The organism is Bacillus sp. PK5-006 (genome assembly GCF_054161415.1).
In genome coordinates this window covers 265,308-288,885 of record NZ_CP096414.1, presented here as the reverse complement: position 1 = coordinate 288,885, position 23,578 = coordinate 265,308, and the positions used below count along the sequence as shown (strand labels likewise).

Annotated in this window: 21 protein-coding genes; 3 read left to right on the top strand and 18 right to left on the bottom strand. The window is 41.9% G+C overall.

Features of this window, described 5'->3' with window-relative positions; all coding sequences use genetic code 11:
- Positions 1-422: 422 nt before the first annotated feature.
- The 7 genes from M1D84_RS01405 to M1D84_RS01375 form a co-directional block, all read right to left on the bottom strand.
- Positions 423-1,541: a hypothetical protein gene (locus M1D84_RS01405; protein ID WP_044331046.1), complete on the bottom strand. Its 1,119-nt coding sequence runs from the start codon at positions 1,539-1,541 to the stop codon at positions 423-425.
- Between the two features lie 66 nt (positions 1,542-1,607).
- Positions 1,608-2,093 carry a hypothetical protein gene (locus M1D84_RS01400; RefSeq protein WP_238550002.1) on the bottom strand — a complete coding sequence of 162 codons (486 nt, stop codon included), beginning with the start codon at positions 2,091-2,093 and terminating at the stop codon, positions 1,608-1,610.
- 6 nt (positions 2,094-2,099) lie between these two features.
- Positions 2,100-2,321 (bottom strand): hypothetical protein, encoded by a 222-nt coding sequence (locus tag M1D84_RS01395; RefSeq protein WP_238550003.1) that lies wholly within the window; start codon positions 2,319-2,321, stop codon positions 2,100-2,102.
- Positions 2,322-2,781: 460 nt separating this feature from the next.
- The gene (locus M1D84_RS01390; protein WP_458106377.1) at positions 2,782-4,239 is read right to left on the bottom strand and encodes a glycoside hydrolase family 32 protein; all 1,458 of its coding nucleotides are present in this window, start codon (positions 4,237-4,239) and stop codon (positions 2,782-2,784) included.
- 19 nt (positions 4,240-4,258) lie between these two features.
- Positions 4,259-5,647 (bottom strand): sucrose-specific PTS transporter subunit IIBC, encoded by a 1,389-nt coding sequence (locus M1D84_RS01385; RefSeq protein WP_024423827.1) that lies wholly within the window; start codon positions 5,645-5,647, stop codon positions 4,259-4,261.
- A 255-nt stretch (positions 5,648-5,902) separates the two neighbouring features.
- Complete coding sequence (locus M1D84_RS01380) at positions 5,903-6,736, bottom strand: PRD domain-containing protein (protein WP_024423828.1); 834 nt, start codon at positions 6,734-6,736, stop codon at positions 5,903-5,905.
- Positions 6,737-6,788: 52 nt separating this feature from the next.
- Positions 6,789-7,067 carry a hypothetical protein gene (locus M1D84_RS01375; protein ID WP_024423829.1) on the bottom strand — a complete coding sequence of 93 codons (279 nt, stop codon included), beginning with the start codon at positions 7,065-7,067 and terminating at the stop codon, positions 6,789-6,791.
- Positions 7,068-7,567: 500 nt separating this feature from the next.
- Between M1D84_RS01375 and M1D84_RS01370 the strand changes: the two genes are divergently transcribed.
- Complete coding sequence (locus M1D84_RS01370; RefSeq protein WP_024423830.1) at positions 7,568-9,994, top strand: S8 family peptidase; 2,427 nt, start codon at positions 7,568-7,570, stop codon at positions 9,992-9,994.
- Between the two features lie 83 nt (positions 9,995-10,077).
- Positions 10,078-10,296, top strand: a complete 219-nt coding sequence (locus M1D84_RS01365; protein ID WP_238550004.1) for a hypothetical protein — start codon at positions 10,078-10,080, stop codon at positions 10,294-10,296.
- Positions 10,297-10,307: 11 nt separating this feature from the next.
- Here the strand turns inward: M1D84_RS01365 and M1D84_RS01360 are convergent, their stop codons facing one another.
- The 3 genes from M1D84_RS01360 to M1D84_RS01350 form a co-directional block, all read right to left on the bottom strand.
- Positions 10,308-11,309 carry an LLM class flavin-dependent oxidoreductase gene (locus M1D84_RS01360; RefSeq protein ID WP_172880414.1) on the bottom strand — a complete coding sequence of 334 codons (1,002 nt, stop codon included), beginning with the start codon at positions 11,307-11,309 and terminating at the stop codon, positions 10,308-10,310.
- A 56-nt stretch (positions 11,310-11,365) separates the two neighbouring features.
- Positions 11,366-12,115 carry an oxygen-insensitive NADPH nitroreductase gene (gene nfsA / locus M1D84_RS01355; RefSeq protein WP_024423832.1) on the bottom strand — a complete coding sequence of 250 codons (750 nt, stop codon included), beginning with the start codon at positions 12,113-12,115 and terminating at the stop codon, positions 11,366-11,368.
- Positions 12,116-12,226: 111 nt separating this feature from the next.
- A complete protein-coding gene (locus M1D84_RS01350; RefSeq protein WP_024423833.1) occupies positions 12,227-13,438 on the bottom strand; it encodes an FtsW/RodA/SpoVE family cell cycle protein in 1,212 nt (403 codons plus the stop codon).
- 477 nt (positions 13,439-13,915) lie between these two features.
- Between M1D84_RS01350 and M1D84_RS01345 the strand changes: the two genes are divergently transcribed.
- Positions 13,916-14,179 (top strand): spore morphogenesis/germination protein YwcE, encoded by a 264-nt coding sequence (locus M1D84_RS01345; RefSeq protein WP_008345491.1) that lies wholly within the window; start codon positions 13,916-13,918, stop codon positions 14,177-14,179.
- Positions 14,180-14,256: 77 nt separating this feature from the next.
- Here the strand turns inward: M1D84_RS01345 and qoxD are convergent, their stop codons facing one another.
- The 8 genes from qoxD to M1D84_RS01305 form a co-directional block, all read right to left on the bottom strand.
- Positions 14,257-14,637, bottom strand: coding sequence for a cytochrome aa3 quinol oxidase subunit IV (gene qoxD / locus M1D84_RS01340; RefSeq protein ID WP_012011667.1), 381 nt, complete (start codon positions 14,635-14,637; stop codon positions 14,257-14,259).
- Between the two features lies 1 nt (position 14,638).
- Positions 14,639-15,256: a cytochrome aa3 quinol oxidase subunit III gene (gene qoxC, locus M1D84_RS01335; RefSeq protein ID WP_024423834.1), complete on the bottom strand. Its 618-nt coding sequence runs from the start codon at positions 15,254-15,256 to the stop codon at positions 14,639-14,641.
- Complete coding sequence (gene qoxB, locus M1D84_RS01330; RefSeq protein WP_024423835.1) at positions 15,256-17,214, bottom strand: cytochrome aa3 quinol oxidase subunit I; 1,959 nt, start codon at positions 17,212-17,214, stop codon at positions 15,256-15,258. Before qoxB ends, qoxC begins: the two co-directional genes overlap by 1 nt.
- Positions 17,215-17,241: 27 nt before the next feature.
- Positions 17,242-18,198: a cytochrome aa3 quinol oxidase subunit II gene (gene qoxA, locus M1D84_RS01325; protein ID WP_185854553.1), complete on the bottom strand. Its 957-nt coding sequence runs from the start codon at positions 18,196-18,198 to the stop codon at positions 17,242-17,244.
- A gap of 517 nt (positions 18,199-18,715) precedes the next feature.
- A complete protein-coding gene (locus tag M1D84_RS01320) occupies positions 18,716-19,798 on the bottom strand; it encodes a M24 family metallopeptidase (RefSeq protein ID WP_073207852.1) in 1,083 nt (360 codons plus the stop codon).
- Positions 19,799-19,810: 12 nt separating this feature from the next.
- A complete protein-coding gene (gene galT, locus M1D84_RS01315) occupies positions 19,811-21,322 on the bottom strand; it encodes a UDP-glucose--hexose-1-phosphate uridylyltransferase (RefSeq protein WP_332285101.1) in 1,512 nt (503 codons plus the stop codon).
- Between the two features lie 35 nt (positions 21,323-21,357).
- Positions 21,358-22,350, bottom strand: a complete 993-nt coding sequence (galE, locus tag M1D84_RS01310; RefSeq protein WP_024423839.1) for a UDP-glucose 4-epimerase GalE — start codon at positions 22,348-22,350, stop codon at positions 21,358-21,360.
- Entirely contained in the window at positions 22,350-23,531 is a 1,182-nt protein-coding gene (locus M1D84_RS01305; RefSeq protein WP_024423840.1) for a galactokinase, read from the bottom strand. Before M1D84_RS01305 ends, galE begins: the two co-directional genes overlap by 1 nt.
- Between the last annotated feature and the right edge of the window lie 47 nt (positions 23,532-23,578).

The following is a 23,578-nucleotide window of genomic DNA, read 5'->3' as shown; positions in this document are numbered from 1 at the left end:
ATCATTTTCCCTTTATTTTCATTATTACAAGTTGGATGGGAAATTTAAAGAAAATATGTAAAAAATAATTAATACAAATGTTAAAATAAATAAAGCTCATGTTCGTGAACACAAGCTTTGACTGGTTACTATGCTCTTTTATAGCCATAATACACGTCTCGAATAATTTTTGTAATTACAGTGGTACACATGCATATAAAAGTCACAATCCCTACCCAATACATATTTGACATGTCAAAACCAGTATAGGCAAATATGAAAATGGTTGATGTGATAAATGTGATCATTAGAACCACATAAACCTTCTTAAAAATTAAATAGCCAATAACCCCCCAAGTTAAATACAACAACGGCAATGTGAATAACACAAGACCCATGGGTTGAAGATAATGTAAGTTAATATACTCCACTCTCCTATACAGCTATCTTATAACTTCCATGCTTGTCATTTCCCAATCTCTATCAGATTTTAGAGATATTTCTTTGGAGTCTTTGCTTTCAATATTATATTCAATAATTCTGCCAATAACTCCATCCTTATCTCTATCAAACATTCTTACCAATGCATAAATCTTGCCGCCTAAAATCTTGACCTCTTCTAAACGTTCGTCATCTGATTTAAAATGAAGTGGAATTTTTTCAGACGATATCTCTTTGAGGTCTTTGTTGAATGTCTTGACTTCTCCTTCATAGGAAACTATCGTAACTCTCTCCTTGTCTACATTGATCTTGTAGATAGTGAAACCTTTATCCATGACAATCTTTCTTTTCGTATCTAGAGTTTTCTTGTCAAGTATAACCAACATAGAATTTTTCTTACTATCAACGGCATCATTTACGGCAACTAACAATTCTTTATTGTTTAATGACTTCAAAGATTCATTGTTGTCAGGGAAGAAGACCGAGGCCATGTCTATCTCTTTTCGTTTTTCTTTATGATTTTTTGAGTCTATGGAAGAAGCTATAACACTATCGTTATTATTATTAATAACGGCATATATTTTCCCATCTTCAAATACTGCTGAAGTCAACGATCCTTCAAGTTCAACCTGTTTTTTATTGCCTCTATCTTCTTTCCAGTAGACTAATTCTCCTACTAAGCCATTCTCTGTAAAACCAACGTTAATGTCGTGTAATACATACCCATTAGAGTAGTTAATAAAGAATGCACCCTCGTCATCTGTAGATTTTGAAAGTGATTTTGTTTGTAGGTGATTTACCTCACCATTATTCTTATCTATTAATACATGATAATTAGACCTATTAGATGAGAAGTACATATTATTATCACTCTGAGTAGACGAAGTAAATCCAACGCAGTCTTTTAATGACACGCTTGATAGCTTACTCCCTGTATCGTTGTAGTTTACTATCTCGCATCCTCTGTCCATCATCTTTGAATGAATTACAGCAAATTTACTATCTTTCATATTGCTCAGTTCTCCCTTAGAAGAGTCTCCCACAGCCTCTTCTTTCTTTGAACATGCTGAACAAACAACTGCTATGGCACAAGCTAATAAAAATAACTTAAAGTATTTCATTCAATCATCTCCTTTCGATTTTAAACAAGCAAAGCAATCGGGGAAAATCCCCGACTGCTCAATAACTTACTTTTTTTTATGATAAAAAATCTTCGTGTTGTTAGAGTTTACTAATTCCATTGGAGACACAACTAAATCGTTTTTATAATGGTCGATATCGTGACCTTGATTTTTCCAAGCTCTCCAAGCTAATTGAGAGCAATAGAATTTTTTTGTAGTTTTCTTGTCAAACCAGTTCAAATTGTATGGCTTCTTTTGATTAGCTTGTTTTTCTGCATACTTAGCTGCATTTACATATTTGGTATTATTAGACTTCTTCACCCACAGCCCATATACCTTTTTTCTATTTCCCCAAGTATTATTATAGAATCTAACTCCATGCTGTTTAATTGGACTCCAACTTTTGTGCCAAGATTCTACGGTATTTGTCTTAGTTCTCGACACAACAGCCGCATGTCCAAAGCCAATCGCTGAACTACCTGAATCCAAGTCGTAGCTAACCAACACATCTCCTTTAGTTCCTAATGTCTTGGACTTTGCATTGACATTCATCTTATCTTACTCTTCATTGTACTTAGGTAAATACTCGTCGATCACTCCATCTTTGATGTATTGATCGATATCTTTCTGCGACTCTTCGAATATAGCTTCTGCTTTTGCTTCCGTAGATACAGAATCATATTCCTTTTTGCTCATCTCGTAAAGCTCATTAATCTGTTCAGAGGTCATTCCCTCTGCTTTCATTTCTTCTATTTCTTGCTTGGCTCTTTCAGTGTTCATAGAAGGGTATACCTCTTTCGCTTGCGCATTTCCCCCCAATCCAAACCCAGTGAATAACACGGATGCTGACAACAAGGATGTGACAATAACATTACGTTTTTTCGTATTACTACCTCCAATTACTTTTTTAGCGCGGTCCACATTTACCATAATATTAGTTAATATGGATTACGTAAACATAAATAGAATTTTAAGGATATTTAATATGTAATGAATTGACATGTTAATTTTGAGTGAATTTTTAAATTAAAAAAGAGACTATTCGTATTAGTCTCTTTTTCACACAGGTACATTTTCTTATTGTCTACTCGATCCAACATCTTGATAACTCTCTCGTGATGACAACCTGTTTCCTCTAATTCTTCTCTTGAAACATCAATGTCTAGGAGTGGCTTCTTTTTGTCTTTGGAATTAACCAAGGCGTAGCAGACGTAGACATTTTCTCTACTTGTTTAGCAGATCAAAAACCTGCTTCTCTTTGTAAATGCCATGTCTTCAGTTTCAGCTTTGTTTCATTTCTGCCACTGATGGAGATCGATTTATTTCCCGGGGAAGGAAAGTAACGTGCAGTAAAAACTTCTCGGCCTCCGTTTACAAAAATCTCAATTGACGATGAGTCGATAAAGATATGAAGGTCGTGTAATTCCTCTATAAGTGCTTCACGAACTTCCTTTGATCGATCTTCAAATCGATCCCGCTCTAATGTCAGCTTCCCATCCTCTTTATCATAGATGATGCGTGCAGCTGCACGGATACAGCATTCAAACCCTTTTTGTGTGTCAATTTGATCAATGAATACCTCTGCGCTCGTAATATCCTCTACAGGGATGGAATGAACAGAACGTTTAATATGAAAAACATGCTCTTGTTCATTGGTCCGCATGGATTGAAGTTCACTTACTGGTTTTTGAATCAGATGTCCGTCCTCATCTAAACGGAGTTCTCTAGGGATCGTGAGGCAGTGTATCCATTGATAAGAAATTGTCGGATGATGCTCTTCTCCTTGATCAGGCACCCCCATCCACCCGATTAAAAGTCGTCTGCCTGATTCGTCTAGAAAGGTTTGCTGCGCATAGAAGTCAAAGCCACGGTCCAGTTCCTCAAACGCTCCGTGTGTATATTGATACGAGTGATCATCCAATGTGCCAACAAAATAGCCTGATTGATGTGTATTGTGATATTTTAAGCCATCTGGCTCTAGTCCTTGCGGTGACACGATCAATACATCCCGGCCGTCTAATTCAAACAGATCTGGACATTCCCACATATAGCCGAAATTGTCTAAACCATTCTTTCCGCTGCCTGCAATCGTGCCTTGAAACGTCCAATTATCTAACGTATCAGAGGTAAATAAGACAAGGTGTCCTTTCAGGTCTAAGCTTTGTACACCAAGAACCATGTACCACCGGCCATTTCGCTTCCATACCTTCGGATCTCGAAAATGGGCTGTGAACCCTTCAGGGAGCGTTGCCACGACACCTTTTTTCTCAAAGTGAATACCATCTTCCGAAACAGCTAAACATTGATACGTCTCACGGTTCCCTTGTTCATCCCGAACGTTTCCAGTGTACATCACATGCATCTGCCCATCGTCTATAAATGCACTGCCAGAATAACAGCCGTTTTGATCAAACCAATCACTTGGGGCAAGAGCGGCTTCTTCGTGCTGCCAATTGACTAGATCTGTCGATGTATAATGCCCCCAGAATTTTGCACCATGCCCCGTTTTGAATGGCTGCCACTGATAAAAGACGTGGTAAATTCCTTTCCACTGAATCAGCCCATTCGGATCATTTAAAAGACCGACTGGCGGCATCAAATGAAAATGCTGCCGGTACACATCCTTTTTGACCAAATGCTCATAGTTTCGAATACGGTCTGCTATCTTTTGACGAAGTGCTGCGTCAGTTGTTGTCATGACTGTGACCACTCCTTGATTATTTTTCGACTTCTTTTACTTTAAAAATGATAGTGAGAATAAATGAGACAGCAACAGCGATTAACATACCAATCACATAATTGACCACATTCTGAAGACCGAATGGTGCTGCAATCGCAATCATCGGTATGCCTGTTAAACCATAGGCATTGGCGGCTACCTTCGTGAAAACGACAAATGCCCCGCCCAATGCGCCTCCGATCATCGCCGCAATAAATGGTTGACGATAGCGGAGGTTTACACCAAATATGACAGGCTCAGTAATTCCTAAAAAAGCAGAGAAGGCAGCAGGAAGGGCAATTTCTTTTGTTTTTGCACGCTTGGCTAAGAAAAAGACAGCCAATCCTGCTCCGCCTTGCGCGACATTGGACATTGCCCAGATCGGCAGCAAATAGTTACGCCCAATATCATTCAGCAATCCTGCCTCAATCGCATGGAAGCTATGATGAACCCCTGTGAGCACAATTAAAGAGTAAGCACCGCCGAAAATGAGTCCTGCTAAGAATCCTGCATGGTCATAAATAAATGTCAGTGCACTCGAAATTCCTGTACCAAGCATTCTTCCAAGCGGTCCAACTGCAATAAACGTCACAAATCCAGTGACAATCACGGTCACAAATGGGGTCACAAGTAAATCAATACTGTTCGGAACCACTTTTCTTAAATTCTTCTCAACAAGGCACATGATATATACGGTCAATAACACTGGAATGACCGTCCCTTGGTAACCAAGAAGAGCAATATCAACATTGAATAAATGCATATACTCTGGTTTTGCTTCCGTCAATCCCCACGGATTAAGCAGATTCGGGTGAATCATAATTCCCCCAATGACAGCCCCTAAATACGGATTTCCGCCAAACTCTTTCGCTGCACTGACCCCAATTAAAATCGGTAAAATGATAAAGGCTGCACTTGAGAACATATCAAGCATTTGGAAGATCGCTGAGCTTGGATCAGCCCATTTGAAGGCTTTCATCATGCCTAAGAGACCCATTAACAAACCGCTTGCCACAATTGCTGGAATGATCGGTACAAAAATATTTGATAACGTCTTTGCAAAACGCGCAAGTGGATTCATTTTTTGTTTCACTGCTTCATCATGGCTGACAGGCTTTTGATTCTCGTCGCCTGTCTCAAGACCAGTCTCACGAGCAAATGGTTCATACACTTTGTTGACAGATCCCGTTCCAAAAATGACTTGAAATTGCCCTGAACTTGAGAAAGCCCCTTTCACACCTTCAAGTTCTTCAATGGCCTCTTTGTCAATCAAATCCTCATTTTTCATCACCAATCTGAGTCTTGTTGCACAATGCGTTGCACTGATGACATTTTCCTTGCCGCCTAACAGTTTAGTTAATTCTTTGGCTGTTTTTTGATAATCCATGATGTCTCCTCCTTTTTTAAAGCAAAAAAGACCTAAAATTCACCAACGAGTAAAGGACATACACGTCCCCTCGTTACGCAAATTTTAGGTCTTGCCTGCCTGACAGTCACAATCCCACGATATCAATTTTTGATGACGCTTTCATCATAGTATAAGACTGTGACATGCGTCAACCTCTTTTTTCAAATCCAATGACCCATATACACTAATAAGAGTAGTGTGCATAAAAAAAGCCTGCATGCAGGCACGATCATTTTAAACCAATTCGGCTTCCTGCAGACGCTGGACATGCAGCGTGATGTAGCCGATCTCCGATTCAGGGAGATGAAGTCCATATTCATCTTTTAACAAATCAGCGAGTCCAAGTGCACACCGGTACGCCGTATCATACTTTGTTTGGATAAAAATCAGCATGTCTTCGTCCATGATTTGAAATGCCTCATTCGATTCCAACCTGCCTAATGCATACCTCAAATGTGTCACAAGCCGCTGATAGGAAATACTATCCTCATCAATTGAATGCTGAAAATAGCTTTCAATATGCTCGATCATTTCTTTAATCATCGTTGTATATTTCACGGTCTTTTTCATGGACTCCGTATTCATTTTGGCCGTATGAATATGAAGTGCCACATATCCTGCCTCATCGTCCGGCAGTTCAACCCCAAGCCGCTCCTTTACATAACGAATGGCATACTTTCCAATCTCATATTCCTGCTTATATAAGACTTTGATCTCACCAAGCAATTTATTATATAACACAATGCCTTTTTGAAGGCGTTCAATGGCGAAGGACAAATGATCAGTCAGTGATATGTGAATGTGATCACTGAGCGGCATCATGAGTTTCCCCTCTGCATAACTGATGATATGCTCTGCCACCTCAATATGCGCTTCTGGCAATGTGGCAAGAATTTGTTTGAATTTCTCATTTTCTTCACGCACAACAAAGATTTTCTCTATTTTTTGAAGAGGAACGACGTCATTTTTCCCCTTCTGAAAAGCAATTCCGGGTCCCATCACAATTTTCTCCTGATCGCCCTCCTTCACAACCACTGCGTTGTTATTCAATATTTTATATATCTTCAAGGGGTATCCTCTCCCAGCAGATAACATTTCTTAAGTGGGATTTTACCCTGTTTCACTTTTTCTGTAAAGGTAAGAGCGGACCAGCACGCGCCTCTCGCATCGTCTTCTCTTCAAGCATCATCAGACTTTGAGTAAACCGCTTCTCTGCCCTGCGTTTCTTCTTATGTTCTTCTGCCAGCTTCTCCAGCTCTCTCTCTTTCACTACTTGAAAGAATCCGGCATCCGCCGCGGCCGCCTGAAACCCTTGATTCTTCATCATCACACCAGGGTTCACAAGCACATTCATCATGAAACCAAACCATACGCTCAACCAGCTTTTTAATTTCTTCACTGAACATCCCTCCGCTTTTCTTAGAATCTAGCAGCTCTAGCAAAACAACTGCTCCTATCATATCCCGAGAAAAAAGAGAGGTTTGTCACAATCTGGGTGAAAAAACCAACTAGTTTTCAGAAGTTTTGTTGAAAAGTGCAGAAGATCATCATGTGCCTGGATGTTTCATTGAAAATTTTATACACACGCTATCCCAAAGATAAGCACACCTTATCAACAGGGTTTATCCACATATCAACACCCTCTCACTAGATTTTGTGTATGTAAATTTTTTATTTTCCATATATGTATCTGAATAATCGAGTTATCAACAGACATTTGTGAATAAGTGCGACTTTATAAACAAAATAGTTCTTTATAACTATGTAAAATAAGACCATTTTAGTAAAGGAATTGTTTTCAACGTATTGAATACTTAATAACGGGCAGTGAATCTTTCCTATTTATCCACAAAAAGAAAGGCTATCTCCCTAAAAACACAGCTAGAAAGGGGAAAATTAATGAAAAAGGTCATATCTCGTTCTTCTGTTCTATTGTTCTCCACTATTTTTATTTTATCCACATTCTTTACCGGTCAACAGGCTGCTGCTGCTCCCTCTAACAAAAAGATGGAACTAGAAAAAGCAGAAATCTTCGGTGAAATCAATGTCAACTCGAGAAAACAAACCACTGTCATTGTTGAATTAAAGGAAAAATCCTTAGTTGAAGCCAAGCAAGAAGGCGAAGCACAAACAAAAGCCTCCCTCAAAAAATCTCGAACAAAAGTAAAGAACGCAGCACTCAAAGAGGTAGATAAAGCGAGTGTTCGTCAAGAATATGAAAAAGTCTTCTCTGGTTTCTCTATGAAACTTCCTGCAAACGAAATCCCGAAGCTGCTCGCAGTTGATGGAGTAAAAGCCGTTTATCCGGATGTTACATATAAAACCGATGAAGTGAAAAAGGAAAGCATCCAGCTTCCAAACGAAGATGTCTCCCCGCTTATGGATAAGAGCGCTCCATTTATCGGTGCACCAAAAGCATGGGATGCCGGCTATTCTGGAAAAGGGGTCAAAGTCGCAGTCATTGATACTGGAGTAGACTATACCCACCCTGATTTAAAAGGAAACTTCGGTTTATACAAAGGCTATGATTTTGTTGATAATGATTATTCTCCCCAAGAGACACCTAAAGGAGATCCTAGAGGCGAATCCACAGATCACGGCACACACGTTGCAGGAACGATTGCGGCAAATGGACAAATTAAAGGGGTCGCAAAGGATGCCACGCTTCTTGCATACCGTGTACTTGGACCAGGTGGATCTGGAACAACTGAGAACGTTCTTGCAGGCATCGACCGGGCTGTTACTGACGGAGCAGATGTCATGAACCTCTCTCTTGGAAACAGTGTCAATAACCCTGATTATGCAACGAGCATTGCACTTGATTGGGCCATGTCTGAAGGCGTTGTAGCTGTTACTTCGAATGGAAACAGCGGTCCTAATAACTGGACTGTCGGTTCTCCCGGCACGTCAAGAGAGGCCATTTCTGTCGGGGCAACTCAGCTTCCGTACAGCCTTTACAATGTGAAATTCCCGAATTATTCTACAGCAAAAGTCATGGGCTACTACCAAGAGAGTGATTTAAAAGCGCTTGACCAAAAACAAGTCACACTCGTCCAAGCAGGAATCGGTGACGAAAAGGCATTTGAAGACATCGATGTTAAAGGAAAGGTGGCCGTGATTGAACGTGGTGCCATTGCTTTTGTGGATAAAGTTGACAATGCAAAAGCCGCTGGTGCAATCGGCGTTGTGATGTATAACAATACCGATGGAGAGATTCCAGTCGACGTACCAGGTCTCGCACTTCCTACAATTAAGCTGTCAAAAGCTGAAGGAACAGCGCTTATCAAAGCCATTGAGGCTGGAAACGATACAACGGCTTTCTCCATTCAATTTGTCAAAGAACTTAGTGAGCAAGTCGCTGACTTCTCATCCCGCGGACCGGTTGTGGATACGTGGATGATTAAGCCTGATTTATCAGCACCCGGTGTCAGCATTGTGAGTACGATCCCAACGCATGATCCTTCTCAGCCTTACGGATATGGTTCTAAGCAAGGAACAAGTATGGCATCTCCGCATGTGGCAGGAGTTGCAGCGATCATCAAACAAGCAAAACCATCGTACTCAACTGAACAAATCAAAGCATTGCTGATGAATACAGCAGAAAAACTGTTTGACGCAAATGGCAGCCCATTCCCTCATAACACACAAGGAACAGGCAGCGTTCGAATCATGGAATCACTTCAAGCGTCTTCTATCGTTTCTGATGCGAGCTATTCATACGGCACTTTCTTAAAGGAAAAAGGCGTTCAAATCAAAACGAAGAAATTTAAGGTAGAAAACCTTTCAAAAGCACCGAAAACGTATACCATTGATTACAAATTCAATGGCAGCGGCATTAGTACAAACGGAACGAAAAAAATCACCGTCAAAGGGAATTCCACTGGATCCTTTACTTCCGCAGTCCAGGTGAATTACGGAAAAACCAAAAAAGGGACGTACCAAGGCAGCATCACCATTCGCGAAAATGGCAGAAAGGTCACGGAAATCCCTACTTTATTGATTGTGAAAGAGCCTGATTATCCGCGCGTCACTTCTGTTTCCGTAGAGCCGGACAATCGTGCTGGAAGCTATGTCATTAGCAGCTACCTGCCTGGCGGTGCTGAGAACCTTGCATTCCTTGTCTACTCGACCGATGGAGAGTTTTTAGGTGAAGCTGGTGTTTATCAACATGTTGATAAAGGAGAGCACCGCGTAAAATGGAATGGCACAATCAATCAAGGCCAGAAGCTTGAAGCTGGTGAGTATACAATGCTTGCGTATGCAAGTTTGAAAGGAAAATCAGATACCGTACAAACGAAGGAACCTTTCGAAATTTACCCTGAATAAATGTGAATCACAAGAAAAGCCTTGTATGAGCGGATAAGCTCATCAAGGCTTTTCGATCATATATGGAGGAAAGAGAAATTGATATGGCTATGGATCGTTTCTTTTTTTACTGCTTTTTTTCTGACGATCAATTGGTTTATCTTCTAACCTTTTTACATACGAAGCAGCCTCGTCCTTTTCATCAAGCATGCGAGCTAACTGTTTATGCTTCCTGTATCTATCCGCTCAGCCTGCTGGTGTCAGCCGCCTTCTTCTTCACCATGATGCTCCTTTTCCCCTTGTACTGGCTCCGCAGGCGATAAATATACATACGTTATGCATCAAAGGCTTCTTTTAATAAACGATACGATGTGAGCCTGTCTTGCATGTGATGTGTGATGGTCACAGCGATCAATTCATCTGTCCGATAAGCCTTCGCGAGTGTGGTCAGCTGCTTTTTCACAGATGCTGGTGTTCCAATGACCATCCTTTGACGATTGGCAGCCACTCGTTTTTGTTCATAAGGACTGTAGGAATACGACTGTGCCTCTTCATATGAAGGAAAGCCTTCAAGATTCAGCCCCTGTTCATTGGCAAGTAAAGATAAATCTAAGCTGACTGCCAGTTTTTCTGCCTGCTCCTCTGTTTCGGCACATAAAACAAAGACTGCCAGACTGACACGCGGCTGATCACCGAATACTGAAGGTTCAAATCGGTTGATATATTGCTCCACAGAGTCTTCTCCGCCTTCACCATTAATAAAAAGCGCAAACGTGTAGCCTGCACCTGCTTTCGCCGCAAGCCTTGCACTCCCTCCAGAAGAACCAAGCATCCATACTTCTGGCGCGGTCTCTACCTTCGGAGAAGCAGTCAAATGAGGCAGCGGGTAAAATTCATCCGCTAGATCATGTAAATAGACCTTCAATTCCTCTACCTGCTCAGGATACTGGTCGCCTAGACGCTTTCGCTCCCCATGATGAAGGGCAATGGAGGAAATAGGCATACCACCAGGGGCACGTCCAATTCCAAGATCGATTCTGCCAGGAGCCAGCGCTTCAAGAACCCTGAAGTTCTCTGCTACTTTATAGGCACTGTAGTGCGGGAGCATAACGCCGCCAGAACCAATGCGTATGTGCGAAGTAACGGCTGATAAATGGCCGAGAAGCACCTCTGGACTCGATCCTGCAAGCCGATTTGAAAAATGATGCTCTGATACCCAAAAACGGTGATAACCCCACTTCTCCGCCTGCTTCGCCAGTTCAACCGTCTGCTTCAGTGCTTCAGCAGGCGTAGCGCCTCCTATCAAAGGAGATTGATCCAGTATACTTAATTTCATTATGCTGCACCTCTTACAGAAATCCCCCTCTCTTAATGGAAAGGGGGATGTCTTATTTATTTTCGATTAAAGCCCTTCTCTTTCACAAATTCCCCAAGGAAGGCACGCTTTGGCTGGCTAAAGCCCCGCAGCATCTGCTCAGACCAAGTATCTTTTCTCTCACCGTTTGTTCGTGCTTCATAATATGCGGAAATACGATCGTCGTATTCTTTTAAATAACGATCCACATGCGCTTCATCTTGCTGATATGAATTTTCATGATATATGAGTTCAACTGGCAGCCGTTCCTTTTGTGACGACTGATTAGCTGGATGGCCAACAGCCAGACCGAATAACGGCAGCACATAAGATGGCGTTTCAAGCACTTCAGAGACTTCTCTCAGCTGATTACGCAGTCCGCCAATATAGCAGATCCCAAGTCCCATTGATTCTGCAGCAACACTGACATTTTGTGCAGCCAATGCCGCATCGATGACGCTAATGAGAAAGGCTTCCGTATTCTCAAGCGCCTCCTGATGATTCTTCCCTGCTTTTTTTGCAATATAATCATGGCGTTTCAAGTCTGCACAGAAGACAAAGAAATGCCCGTTCTTCTCAACGTATGGCTGATTCCCAGCCAGTTCAGCAAGTTTGGCCTTCTTCTCCTGATCTGTCACCCCAATAATACTATACGCCTGTACATAGCTTGATGTCGAAGCAGCCTGTGCACTTTTGATCAGTGTCAGCACCTCTTCTTCTGTCAAACGCTCGTCTGTAAACGAACGGATGGATCGATGATTTAATATGGTTTCTATCGTTTTGTTCAATTCGAAGACCTCCTTCACTTCTTCTATCATAAGGCAAAGACATAGGGCTTTTCAAAAATTAAAACTCGCATAAAAAAAAGACAGCCTATACTTAGACTGCCCTTACCCGTTTTATTTAAATAAATAACTTTGATATTTCGTTAATTGAACGCTTGCGTTATAGGCGATCCCGAATCCAATGAGAACGGACAAGACAGAGCTTCCTCCAAAGCTGATAAATAAGAGTGGAATCCCTGTTACAGGCATCACGCCTATGTTCATCCCAATATTCTGGAACGTATGGATTACAATCAATGCTGTATATCCTACGCAGAAGAATGACGCAAATCGGCTATAAGGATGGATACGGTCAATCAGTACAACAAGCCGGTAAATCAAGAAGAAGAACATGATCACAACAAACGCACAGCCGATAAAGCCAAAGGCTTCACCTATAATAGAGAAAATCATATCCGTTTGTGCTTCAGGGACATAGACCTTTAAGTTTTTAATGCCATTCCCAAAAATCTGCCCTGCACCAATGGCCATAATCGCCTGCTCTACTTGATATTTATCAGATCCAGATGCATCCTGCGTCTGTGCTTGGTTGGCTGCCGAAGAACTATCAGGCAGCCAAGCGGTAATCCGGTTAATCTGGTACTGCTGAATGCCGATTGTTTTCGCAAAATCAGGGAAGAGAATGATGACGGCTAACACAGCGGCAACCAATAGTACAACCACAGAACCGATGAGAGAAATCAGTTTCCAATTGACCCCTGATAAAAACACCATCACGACAACAATAAACATACAAACAGCCGCAGTCCCTGCATCCTGCAAGAAGATCAGTCCAACTGGTACAGCTGCCACGCCGGCAATTTTTAATAGAAGGAAAATATCATCCTCTAATGTCCGTTTTCCTCTAGGTGAAGACTTTCCAATGACAGATGCGAGCATCATAATCAAACCAATTTTCATGAACTCTGAAGGCTGAAATGTCCCTATTCCAGGTAACACAAACCAGCTTTTTGCCCCATTTTTGATTGGAGCAAAATCATGACCTCCGATTTGTGCAGGAGCGATTTTTAGAAGAATTAACAGCATAATGCCGCCTATAAATATATATAAGCTCAGTTTCTCTAATTGCTCTAAGTCAAAATAATTAATAGCAACAATACATATAACTCCGACCATATAGTATATGATCTGTCTGGTCCATGCATTAGATCCGTACTGCCCAAATTGACCCGCAGCATAAATCGCAATGACACTGATGGCAAAGAAGGCTAAAAATATAAAAATCAAATCTCCTTGATAGTAAGGAGATGTATTCTGCTTGTTCATGAACTAACCACCCTTATTACAAAACATAAAAGCCCTTATTTATATTAGATTGAAATTTTCACAAAATCAACTCACCTTAAATATGACGGAAGATACATCCGAAAGGTTCCATTCAATTTTCAAAAAATGAAATACTTTTCATCCTAACAATAGGAAAAAATCCCTCTATACACTTTTCATTCAATCGATCTCAAGTCCTTTAAAAAGTTTATTTTACAGATTTTAAGGGGAAAATTCAATGACCTATGTGGCAATATAACAAGTAAACATCAAACGAGCATAAGCTGCACTGAGGAAAGAGGAATAAAACCATTTTGTATGGAATAAGGCCCATTTTCCAATTATTACGTTTACTTCAAAGTCAATTGTGGTATAATACTTGTAACAAAATGTTCACAATATCTCCTAAAAACAGACACAATTGCATCCTGACCTCTCATTTGATTTGAATATCAACTTACAAAGGAGTTGGATACGATGGATATGTTCTTTGCGTACCTATGTATTGCAACGGCTACACCCCTGTTTTTATGGCTGGAAAACAGAAAAATTGCATTAGCATCTATTCCACCCATTATGATTATGTGGATTTTCTTCGGTCTTTACATGACAAGCAGTTTATCTCCAGCAGGACATACCTTCATGATCGCATTCTTTGCCATTAACGTGATTTTGGCTCACATTGCAGCGTTCCTCATCTACGGACTTCCATTCATTCGCAAAAGATTCAGCAGCAGATAGATATCGCCCAACTATTGGAAGCGTTATCACCATCATGATAAAAACCACTCACCTTCAAGAGATGAGTGGTTTTTTTATTATTTCTCTGAATGCTCAGACTGCTTTGGCGCAGACGGTGAATACCCGTCTTTACTGTTCTCTCCGTGGCTGTAGTGAGCCGCAAAGATCCAAACAGATCCGATGACGAAGATAATCGCACAGAACAGACCAAACAAAGTATTTCCGACTTGAACAGTTCCGTTTTCGCTCTCTGTCATGTGCATAAACATGAACAGCTGCAAGAATGCTTGAATGAACGCAAAACCAAAGATAATCCATAGTTTTGCGGAACTGCCAATTTCAGCTCCAATCGCAATCCAGAATGCTAAGACTGTCAGCACAATGGATAGGATAAAGCCAACTACGTGTTTCCAAGGGAAGTGTTCGTGCTCTGCTGAGGAATGTGTTTTTCCAGCCATATCACAAAAGCCCCCCTAATCCGATCAAGTAAACAGCTGTGAAGATGAAAATCCATACAACATCAAGGAAATGCCAGTATAGACTTGAGATGAAAATCTTCGCTGCTGTTTGTGGAGTTAATCCACGCTTTTTAATTTGGAACAAGATCCCGGTAATCCAGAAGATACCGATCGATACGTGTAGTCCGTGAGTTCCTAAAAGTACAAAGAATGCAGACCAATACGCACTTGTATGGATGCTCGCACCTTCATGTACATAATGGAAGAACTCGAAAAGCTCAAATCCAACGAAGCCTGCACCTAGAAGCAGTGTGAGAATCGTCCAAATGACAACCCCTTTTGTACTTCCACGGCGCATTTCATGAACAGCAATCCCGCATGTAAATGAACTAACCAATAGCAGGAATGTCATGATCAATACAAGCTTCATATCAAACAGCTCAGCTGGTAAAACGCCGCCAGCTGTTCTGCCATGTAGAACAAAGTAGGTCGCAAAAAGTGTTGAGAACAACACGATTTCCGCGCCAAGGAATATCCAGAAACCAAGGATGTTTAAACGTCCGGTTTCAGACTGATATTCAAGCGGTGCATTTGCATAGCTGCTATCATTATGTCCCATTACTTCTGCGCCTCCTTATTCTTTTTCTCTGTTTCAATGACTTCTTCAACAGGAATATAGTAGCCATCGTCATATTCGAATGAACGTAAAATCATCGTTGCGAATACACCGATTAAGCCAATAACGCCAATCCAGTACCATTCAAATACAAGACCGAATGCACCAAGTCCAAAGAATGCAGACATGATCAGCGGTCTGCCTGAATTATGCGGCATGTGAATTTTCTTGAATTCTTTTTCAGGATGAACGTCCACATTGTTTTGCTTCCAATGATGGAATGCATCTGGTGTTGTCACTTCTGGAAGTGCTGCAAAGTTATAATGCGGCGGAATTGCAGAAGATGTCGCCCAGTCAAGTGTACGTCCTTCTCCCCAGCTGTCTCCAGACACTTCACGTTTTGAGTGTCTCCAGCTGTAGTAAATGTTGTAGCAAAGGATGATGAATCCGATACCCATCATAAATGCACCAATTGTTGAAATAAAGTTGAGTGCAGTCCAGCCATCTTCTGGTCCATACGTATAAATACGTCTTGGCATTCCTTGCAGTCCTAGGAAGTACTGCGGGAAGAAACAGATGTTAAATCCGATCATGAATACCCAGAAGAACCATTTGCCGATTCTTTCGTTTAACTTGTAACCAAACATTTTTGGATACCAGAAAACAAGACCAGCAAAACAAGCAAATACAGTACCTGCGATTAATACATAGTGGAAGTGGGATACAAGGAAGTACGTGTTATGGTACTGGTAATCCGCAGCTGCCATCGCAAGCATAACCCCAGTTACACCACCGATTACGAAGTTCGGGATGAAACCAAGTGCCCAAAGCATTGGTGATGTAAAGCTGATACGGCCTCGATACATCGTAAAGAGCCAGTTAAAGATTTTCACACCTGTTGGTACAGAAATCGCCATTGTTGTAATCGAGAAGAATGAGTTAACCGCTGCACTGTTCCCCATTGTAAAGAAGTGGTGAACCCACACAAGGAAACTAAGAACAGAGATTGCCACAATTGATACAACCATCGCTTTGTAACCAAACAACTGCTTTCTTGAGAACGTCGCAAAGATTTCTGAGAAAATACCGAAAGCCGGCAGGATAACAATATATACCTCAGGATGTCCCCAAATCCAGAAAAGGTTCGCCCAAAGCATCGGCATACCGCCTGCTTCGAGTGTAAAGAATGCAGAACCGAATAAACGATCAAATGTCATAAGTGCTAAAGCAACTGTTAGTACAGGGAATGCAAACACGATGATGACAGACGTAATCAATGTTGTCCAAGTAAACATTGGCATACGCATAAGTGTCATACCTTTTGTACGCATTTTTAAGATGGTCACCATGAAGTTAATACCTGTCATAAGTGTACCAATACCTGCAATTTGGAGCCCGAGCAAGTAGTAGTTCTGTCCAGGTCCTGGTGAGAAATCATTTCCGGCGAGCGGCATGTAACTCGTCCAGCCTGCACTTGGTGATCCTCCAATAACGAAGGAAATGTTGAACAGCATTGCTCCGACCATAAATGTCCAGAAGCTAAGGTTGTTCAAATAAGGGAATGCAACGTCACGTGCACCAATTTGAAGAGGAACAACGACGTTGATTAAACCAATTAAAAATGGCATCGCCATGAATAGAATCATGATCGTACCATGCGTTGTAAAGATTTCATTATAGTGGTTTGAATCTAAAAACGTATTATTAGGAAGCGCCAGCTGCGCGCGCATCATCAGTCCGTCTACCCCACCGCGGAAGAACATAATCACAGCAGCAAGGATATACATGATTCCAAGCTTTTTATGATCAACTGATGTCAGCCATTCTTTCCAAAGCCATTTCCACTTTTTAAAGTAGGTTAAAACAAACACAATGGCAATGGAAGTAAGAGCGATAGAAATTTGCGCACCAAGAATTAATGGGTCTCCAGTTACAAAAAACTCATCCCATTTTAAATGCATAACGGCCTCCTCCTTTCCTTAGTCAGTTTATTCTGTTTCTAATTTTCTTTTATAGTTCTTCACATTCTCGAAAGGATCTGTCTTGGAATGCGGAGAAACTGATTGATAACCTAAACGTTTGCGTGCTTGGAGTGCATATTCAGAATCCTCTCCATGCTTCGCAAAGGATAAATGTGTTGATGAGAATGTCTGCACATCTGCAGCATCAGGAAGCATCAAGTAGTCATACGTTTTCTTCGTTAACTTTGGTGCTTCTTTCTTCGTTTTGTTTACCCATTTATCATAGTCAGACTGCGTCATCGCATTGACTTTGAATTTTTGCTGAGCAAAGCCCGGGCCTGTGAAGTTGGCGTTTCTTCCTTGGTATGTGCCTACTTCATCAGCTTGAAGATATTGTTCCATTTCCATTCCAGCCATCGCATACTTCTCCCCGCCTAGCTGAGGAATCCATAGTGATGCCATTGTATCAGCGGAAGTGATTTTGAATAAAACCGGCTGATCTTTTGGAATGTTTAAGTAGTTCACTGTCTCAATATTTTCCTCTGGATAACTGAAGATCCATTTCCAATCGACAGCTGTCGCATAAACGACAAGTGGATCTTTATGGCTTGTTGCTTGAGGTGCCTCTTCCAAAGAGTAAATTGTTTTTACAGTTGGAATCGAAAGAGCAGCAACGATTAATATTGGGATCACTGTCCAGACAACTTCTAGAAGCGTATTCCCGTGTATTTCTGGGTTATAAGAGGCGTTTCCAACGTCCTTACGCTCACGGTATTTAACCAAAATGATGGTAAACAGTACAAATACCGCACCAACGATAAAGAGCATGAATCCAATAGATAAAAGGATTAAGTCTTTTTGTTGTGCTGCGACTGGTCCTTTAGGATCTAAAACAGCGATATTGCTGCAACCTCCTAATACAAAAACACTCACGAGCATCGCTAATAAAAGCATAGGTTTAATGGCTCTGAACAAGAAGATCACCATCCTTCCTTAAATAATGTATAAATTGCTGAATAATTGTGAAAAGCCATCTGCCTTCGAAAACTTTTCTTCCCTTTGTAATGCTATCAAAATCTGTTAGAGTTAGCTTCCCTTTTTTCAAAAGTTCATTTATTTTTCAACAGATTTCTCTCAAAATGTCATAAATTCGACATAAATTTATATTATTGCACACACAATAAATTTCTAGGATTTTGAAAAGTTGAGAGTTGAAGGCAAAGGACAAACAATCAAGAACTTTGTCAAATTTAGGTTTACCACAATAAAAAAGTTTGGTCAAATTTCAATTTAACTTAATGAAATTTTATCTAGGTAAACAATTTCAAAATAGGTATCCCCACATTTAACAAAAACCTTACTTATTTTAACGCAAGTTGACAAGAAAAGAAAGTATCGATCCTCTGACTATGCGGTGTAAGAATTGGCAATCATGATGAATATGTGGAATCCCGCTAAATCAATTCCAGCAAAAAACCGGCTCAGCGCCGGCATTCTGCAGTTATTCATCTCTTACTAAAATATCAGGGCGTCTATAGATGTCCCCTTCATGCTCAACGTCAATGTATGTCCACTTGCCTGTATAGGTTAAAAAGCGGTTACCCTCTTTCTCTACGACCATCGTATCCTCTGACTTCAATCCAGGCAATGAAGGATTCCAAGTAAACACTTGTTGCAGCTGAATTTCTTCCTTCGATGAGGGAACTGCAATGATTTCTCTAGATACAAAGCCCGTTTTTCCCCCTTGATGAAGCTTTTTCCAGCTATCAGAGAAGCCTTCTTTTTCATACTGAGCAATACCTGCTTTCAATACATCTCCCAATGTCTTACCAGGACGCGTGGCGGCATTCATGACCGTGTCAATTCGTGCAAGCCGCTCTTTGTTCTCTTCAAGCCCCTTTGGAAGCTGACCGAAGTAAACAGACCTTGTGACATTCGCCACGAGTCCATGCCGTTCAGCGCAAAGAACAACAAGCGCATGCTTTTGAAGTTTTTTGTCTGTCGGAATTGGATGACGGTATTGATGAATTCGGTCATCTGTTGCCACAAGCAGTACTTCTATCGTCATTCCCTGCGCGATCGCTTTTTGAGCCGCAAGCGAAGCGATTTCGTGCTCCGTCTGTCCTGGAACGATTTCTTTACAGACACTCTCTACAATGACTGCTGTTTCATGACAAAGAGTTTCATATTGGCGGAGCTGTGATGCAGAAAGAATGGATCGGACTTGCGACAAATCCGGCTCGATCCATTCGAATCCATCCATTTGAATGTCTGACCCGATCCGTTTGTCTTTTGTGAGTGTTTGAATGTGTGCCGTATCATCCTCAAACCAGTCCATCGTTACCACTTGAAATGGGTGATCGATATACGCCATCTCTTCTTCAATGATCCGCTTTTCTTCCATTTGATTCACAATGAGGACGATGTCGTCTTTTAACACAAGCAGCTTGCACACGCCCTCTGGTGTATTTAACACGATGTGATTTCTTCTTCCTCCTGTCAGCCAGGAGAAGTTATTACGCTTTTGAATCAAGACACCGTCGAGCTGTTTTTCTTCCATTAATGTTCTTACTTGTTCAATCATCTAATCACCTGCCTATATGAGTGTATGAATGAAACGTTTAAAAGCTGTTTTCCCTTGCTCGGTTCTTTTAAACACACCCGCCTGTGAGAGAATACGAGAAAAAATCATACCGACTTCTTTTTGTAAAATGGCTTCTGTATTGTCCTCTGTAAAGGTGTTCTCTTCAAGCAGACGCTTTGCCCATGTTTCGTGTTTCGTGATAGCAGGGCGGGCTTTGATTTCTTCAAGGGGGTTTTGGGATAGCAGTGCTTCTTTTAATTGGCTTAATTCCTCTGCTAATCTACCAGGAAGTACTGCAAGACCCATCACTTCAATCAATCCGATATTCTCTTTTTTAATATGATGGACTTCTTCGTGCGGGTGGAAAATTCCATCCGGGTGCCGCTTGTTTGTACGATTATTGCGCAGCACTAGATCTAATTCATAGTCATCGCCATGGCGGCGTGCAATGGGTGTAATGGTATTATGCGGCGTCTCTCCAGTATGAGCCAGCAGCTCCACTTCTTGATCTGAATACATTTTCCACTTGGTTAAGATAAAGTCTGCGGCGTCTGCAAGCGTCTGCCGGTCGCTGCTTCGAAGCCGGATGACAGACATCGGCCATTTCACAATGCCAGCCCTCACATTCGGAAAGGCATTCAGAGAAAAGACATCTTCCACCTCCGCTTTCGCCATCGGAAATTCATGCGCACCGCCCTGAAAATGGTCATGACTTAATATACTGCCCCCGACAATCGGAAGGTCGGCGTTCGATCCGATGAAATAGTGCGGGTATATATATATGAAAGAAAGCAATCGTTCAAAGGTCTTTTTGGTGATGCTCATCGGCTCATGTTCGCCTTTGAACACAATGCAGTGCTCGTTGTAATACACATAAGGTGAAAATTGTAGAAACCAAGATTCATCTGTGAGTGTCACAGGAATAATCCGGTGATTCTGTCTCGCTGGATGGTTGATCCGCCCCCCAAACCCAACGTTTTCTTTACAAAGGAGACAAAGAGGATATTGCTTTTGACTAAGCTTTTTGGCTTCAGCGATTGCTTTTGGATCCTTTTCCGGCTTTGATAGATTAATTGTGATCTCCAGCACGCCATCATCTGTTGGTGTAAACCACTGCACATTTTTGGCGATTCTGCCTGTATAAATATAGTGTGCGTGCTGCTGCATTTCATAGAACCAGCTTGTAGCCGCCTCTGGCCCTTCATGCTGGCGTTTCTCTTCAAACTTTGCGTAGATGACACTTGGAGGCGCCACCAAGCATCCCATGATTTTCGCATCCAGTAAATCGCGATACGTATCCGTCCCCTCAGGGATAAGGCCCGTCTCAGCTGCCCAATCCAGCATCGGCATTAAGATGTCTTCAAGCTCCGCCTCCCCTGAGACTGTTCTTGGCTCAGCTTCATCCAGCCCAAGCACCTCAAGCAGCCGATTTCTCGTATAATCGATATCTAGTCGTGTGATCAGCTCTTGATTGATCCCGTATTGAATCAGCTGTTCCAGTTTTTCAAAAATATCAACCGCCATTCTCTCTGTCCCCTCTCTTGCCTGCCTGTTATGCGTTATTTACTCTGGTAGCCGTCTGGATGCTTCTGAAACCAATCCCAAGCACTTTGAATGATGGTGTGAAGGTCAGCATATTGAGGTGTCCACCCTAATTCCTGCAGCGCTTTTTCAGAAGAAGCAATCAGCTTTGCTGGATCCCCCGCACGTCTGTCAGCCACCTGTGCTGGGATCGCATGCCCCGTGACGTTTCTAACAGCATCTACTACCTGCTTCACGGAGAAACCAGTGCCATTCCCTAAGTTATATATTGCACTTCCTTTTCCAGCGCGCAGACGATCAACAGCTAAGATGTGCGCGTCTACTAAATCCATGACATGAATGTAATCCCTAATACACGTGCCATCCTCTGTCTCATAATCATCACCGTAAATCATGATCTGATCTCGTTTTCCTAAAGCCACTTGCAGAATAATCGGAATGAGATGTGTCTCAGGCTGATGATCCTCTCCGACAAGTCCTTCTGTATGAGCGCCAGCTACATTAAAGTAGCGAAGCACAACGTATTTCATTCCATATGCCTGCTCAGACCACTTCAGCATTTTTTCAATGGCTAGTTTCGTTTCTCCATAAGGATTGGTTGGATTCGTCTCATCCGTCTCAACGATCGGCACACGCTTTGGTTCACCATATGTGGCAGCGGTTGAAGAGAAAACGATGTGTTTCACATCAAATTCATTCATCACCTGAAGTAAGGCTGTCGCTCCTCCAACGTTGTTGTCATAGTACTTTAGCGGGTCTGTTACACTCTCACCGACAAGTGAATCTGCGGCAAAGTGCATCACCGCTTCTATTTGATGTGTTTTGAAAACCTGTCTTAAAAAATCTTGATCTCGTAAATCTCCCTCTTCTAAAACAGCTCCCTCCAAAACAGCTTCTTTGTGGCCTGTCTGCAAATTATCCACTACCACCACTTGTTCACCTTTCGCTAAAAGGGCCGCTACCGCATGGCTGCCAATGTATCCTGCTCCCCCGCATACTAAAATCGTCATTATACTTCCTCCTTCGTAAGTTCTCTTGCGCCGCCTCCAATTCCAGCTGTGTAAAAAGAGGCTTGAATGCCTGTCTTCTCTTGATAAATCGCACCCGTTTCTTTTATAAATGATGCCAGCTGCTTTTCTTTCACAATACTGATCGTGCAGCCGCCAAAACCCGCGCCCGTCATACGAGAGCCAATCGTTCCAGGATGGAGCCAAGCGGCTTCTGCAAGTGTATCTAGTTCAAATCCAGTCACTTCATAATCATTCTTTAAAGAAAGATGAGAAGACTTCATAAGCGCACCTATTTCTCCCATTTTATCATCTTTCAGAAATTTGACTGCTTTTATGGTCCGCTCGTTTTCTGTCACTACGTGTCTTGCACGTTTGCGGCATGTTTCATCCTGAATCAAATGGGCATGTTCGGCAAATTCATCTGCCGTGAGCTCACATAAGTGGGCAAGATCGATCTCTTTTCGTAAATCGTTTAAAGCTGATTGACACTCTGACCGGCGTTCATTGTATTTGGAGTCTGCCAGTGTCCGCTTTTTGTTTGTATTGGCAATGACAAGCGCCAGTCCCTCTTGCCGAAACGGACTGTATTGAAAATCAAGGGTATCGCAATTGAGCAAAATGGCGTGATCTTCTTTTCCAAGAGCAATTGAAAACTGATCCATGATGCCGCAATTGACGCCAATAAATTCATTTTCTGCACGCTGCGAAAGGAGGGCAAGACGGGCATTTGAAACGCCGAATGAATGCCATTCATTGATGAAGACGGCGGTGACAAGCTCAATCGAGGCAGAGGAAGACAGGCCTGCGCCATTGGGAATATTGCCGCCGTATACAATGTCAAAGCCTTCTTCTATCTTCATCCCTGCTTCGATAAACTGATGGAACACACCCTTCGGATAATTCGCCCAGCCATCCGATTCTAAGTAAGCGATTTCAAAAAGGTCGAATTCTTTCACACCATCGCCATCAAAGTTCAAGGAATACATTCTCACGCGGCCATCTGTCCGCTTTGCACATGCTGCATATGTACCGAGAGTGAGCGCACAAGGGAATACATGACCTCCATTGTAATCTGTATGTTCACCAATCAAGTTCACTCTTCCCGGGGCAAAAAAATAGCGAAGTTCTTCTTCTCTATCCCCAAATTGCTGGTGAAATGCCGTGCGTAACATATCGATCATATCCATTCCCCTTTTCTCTTCTGATACTCTTATTTTAGTTGCCTGAA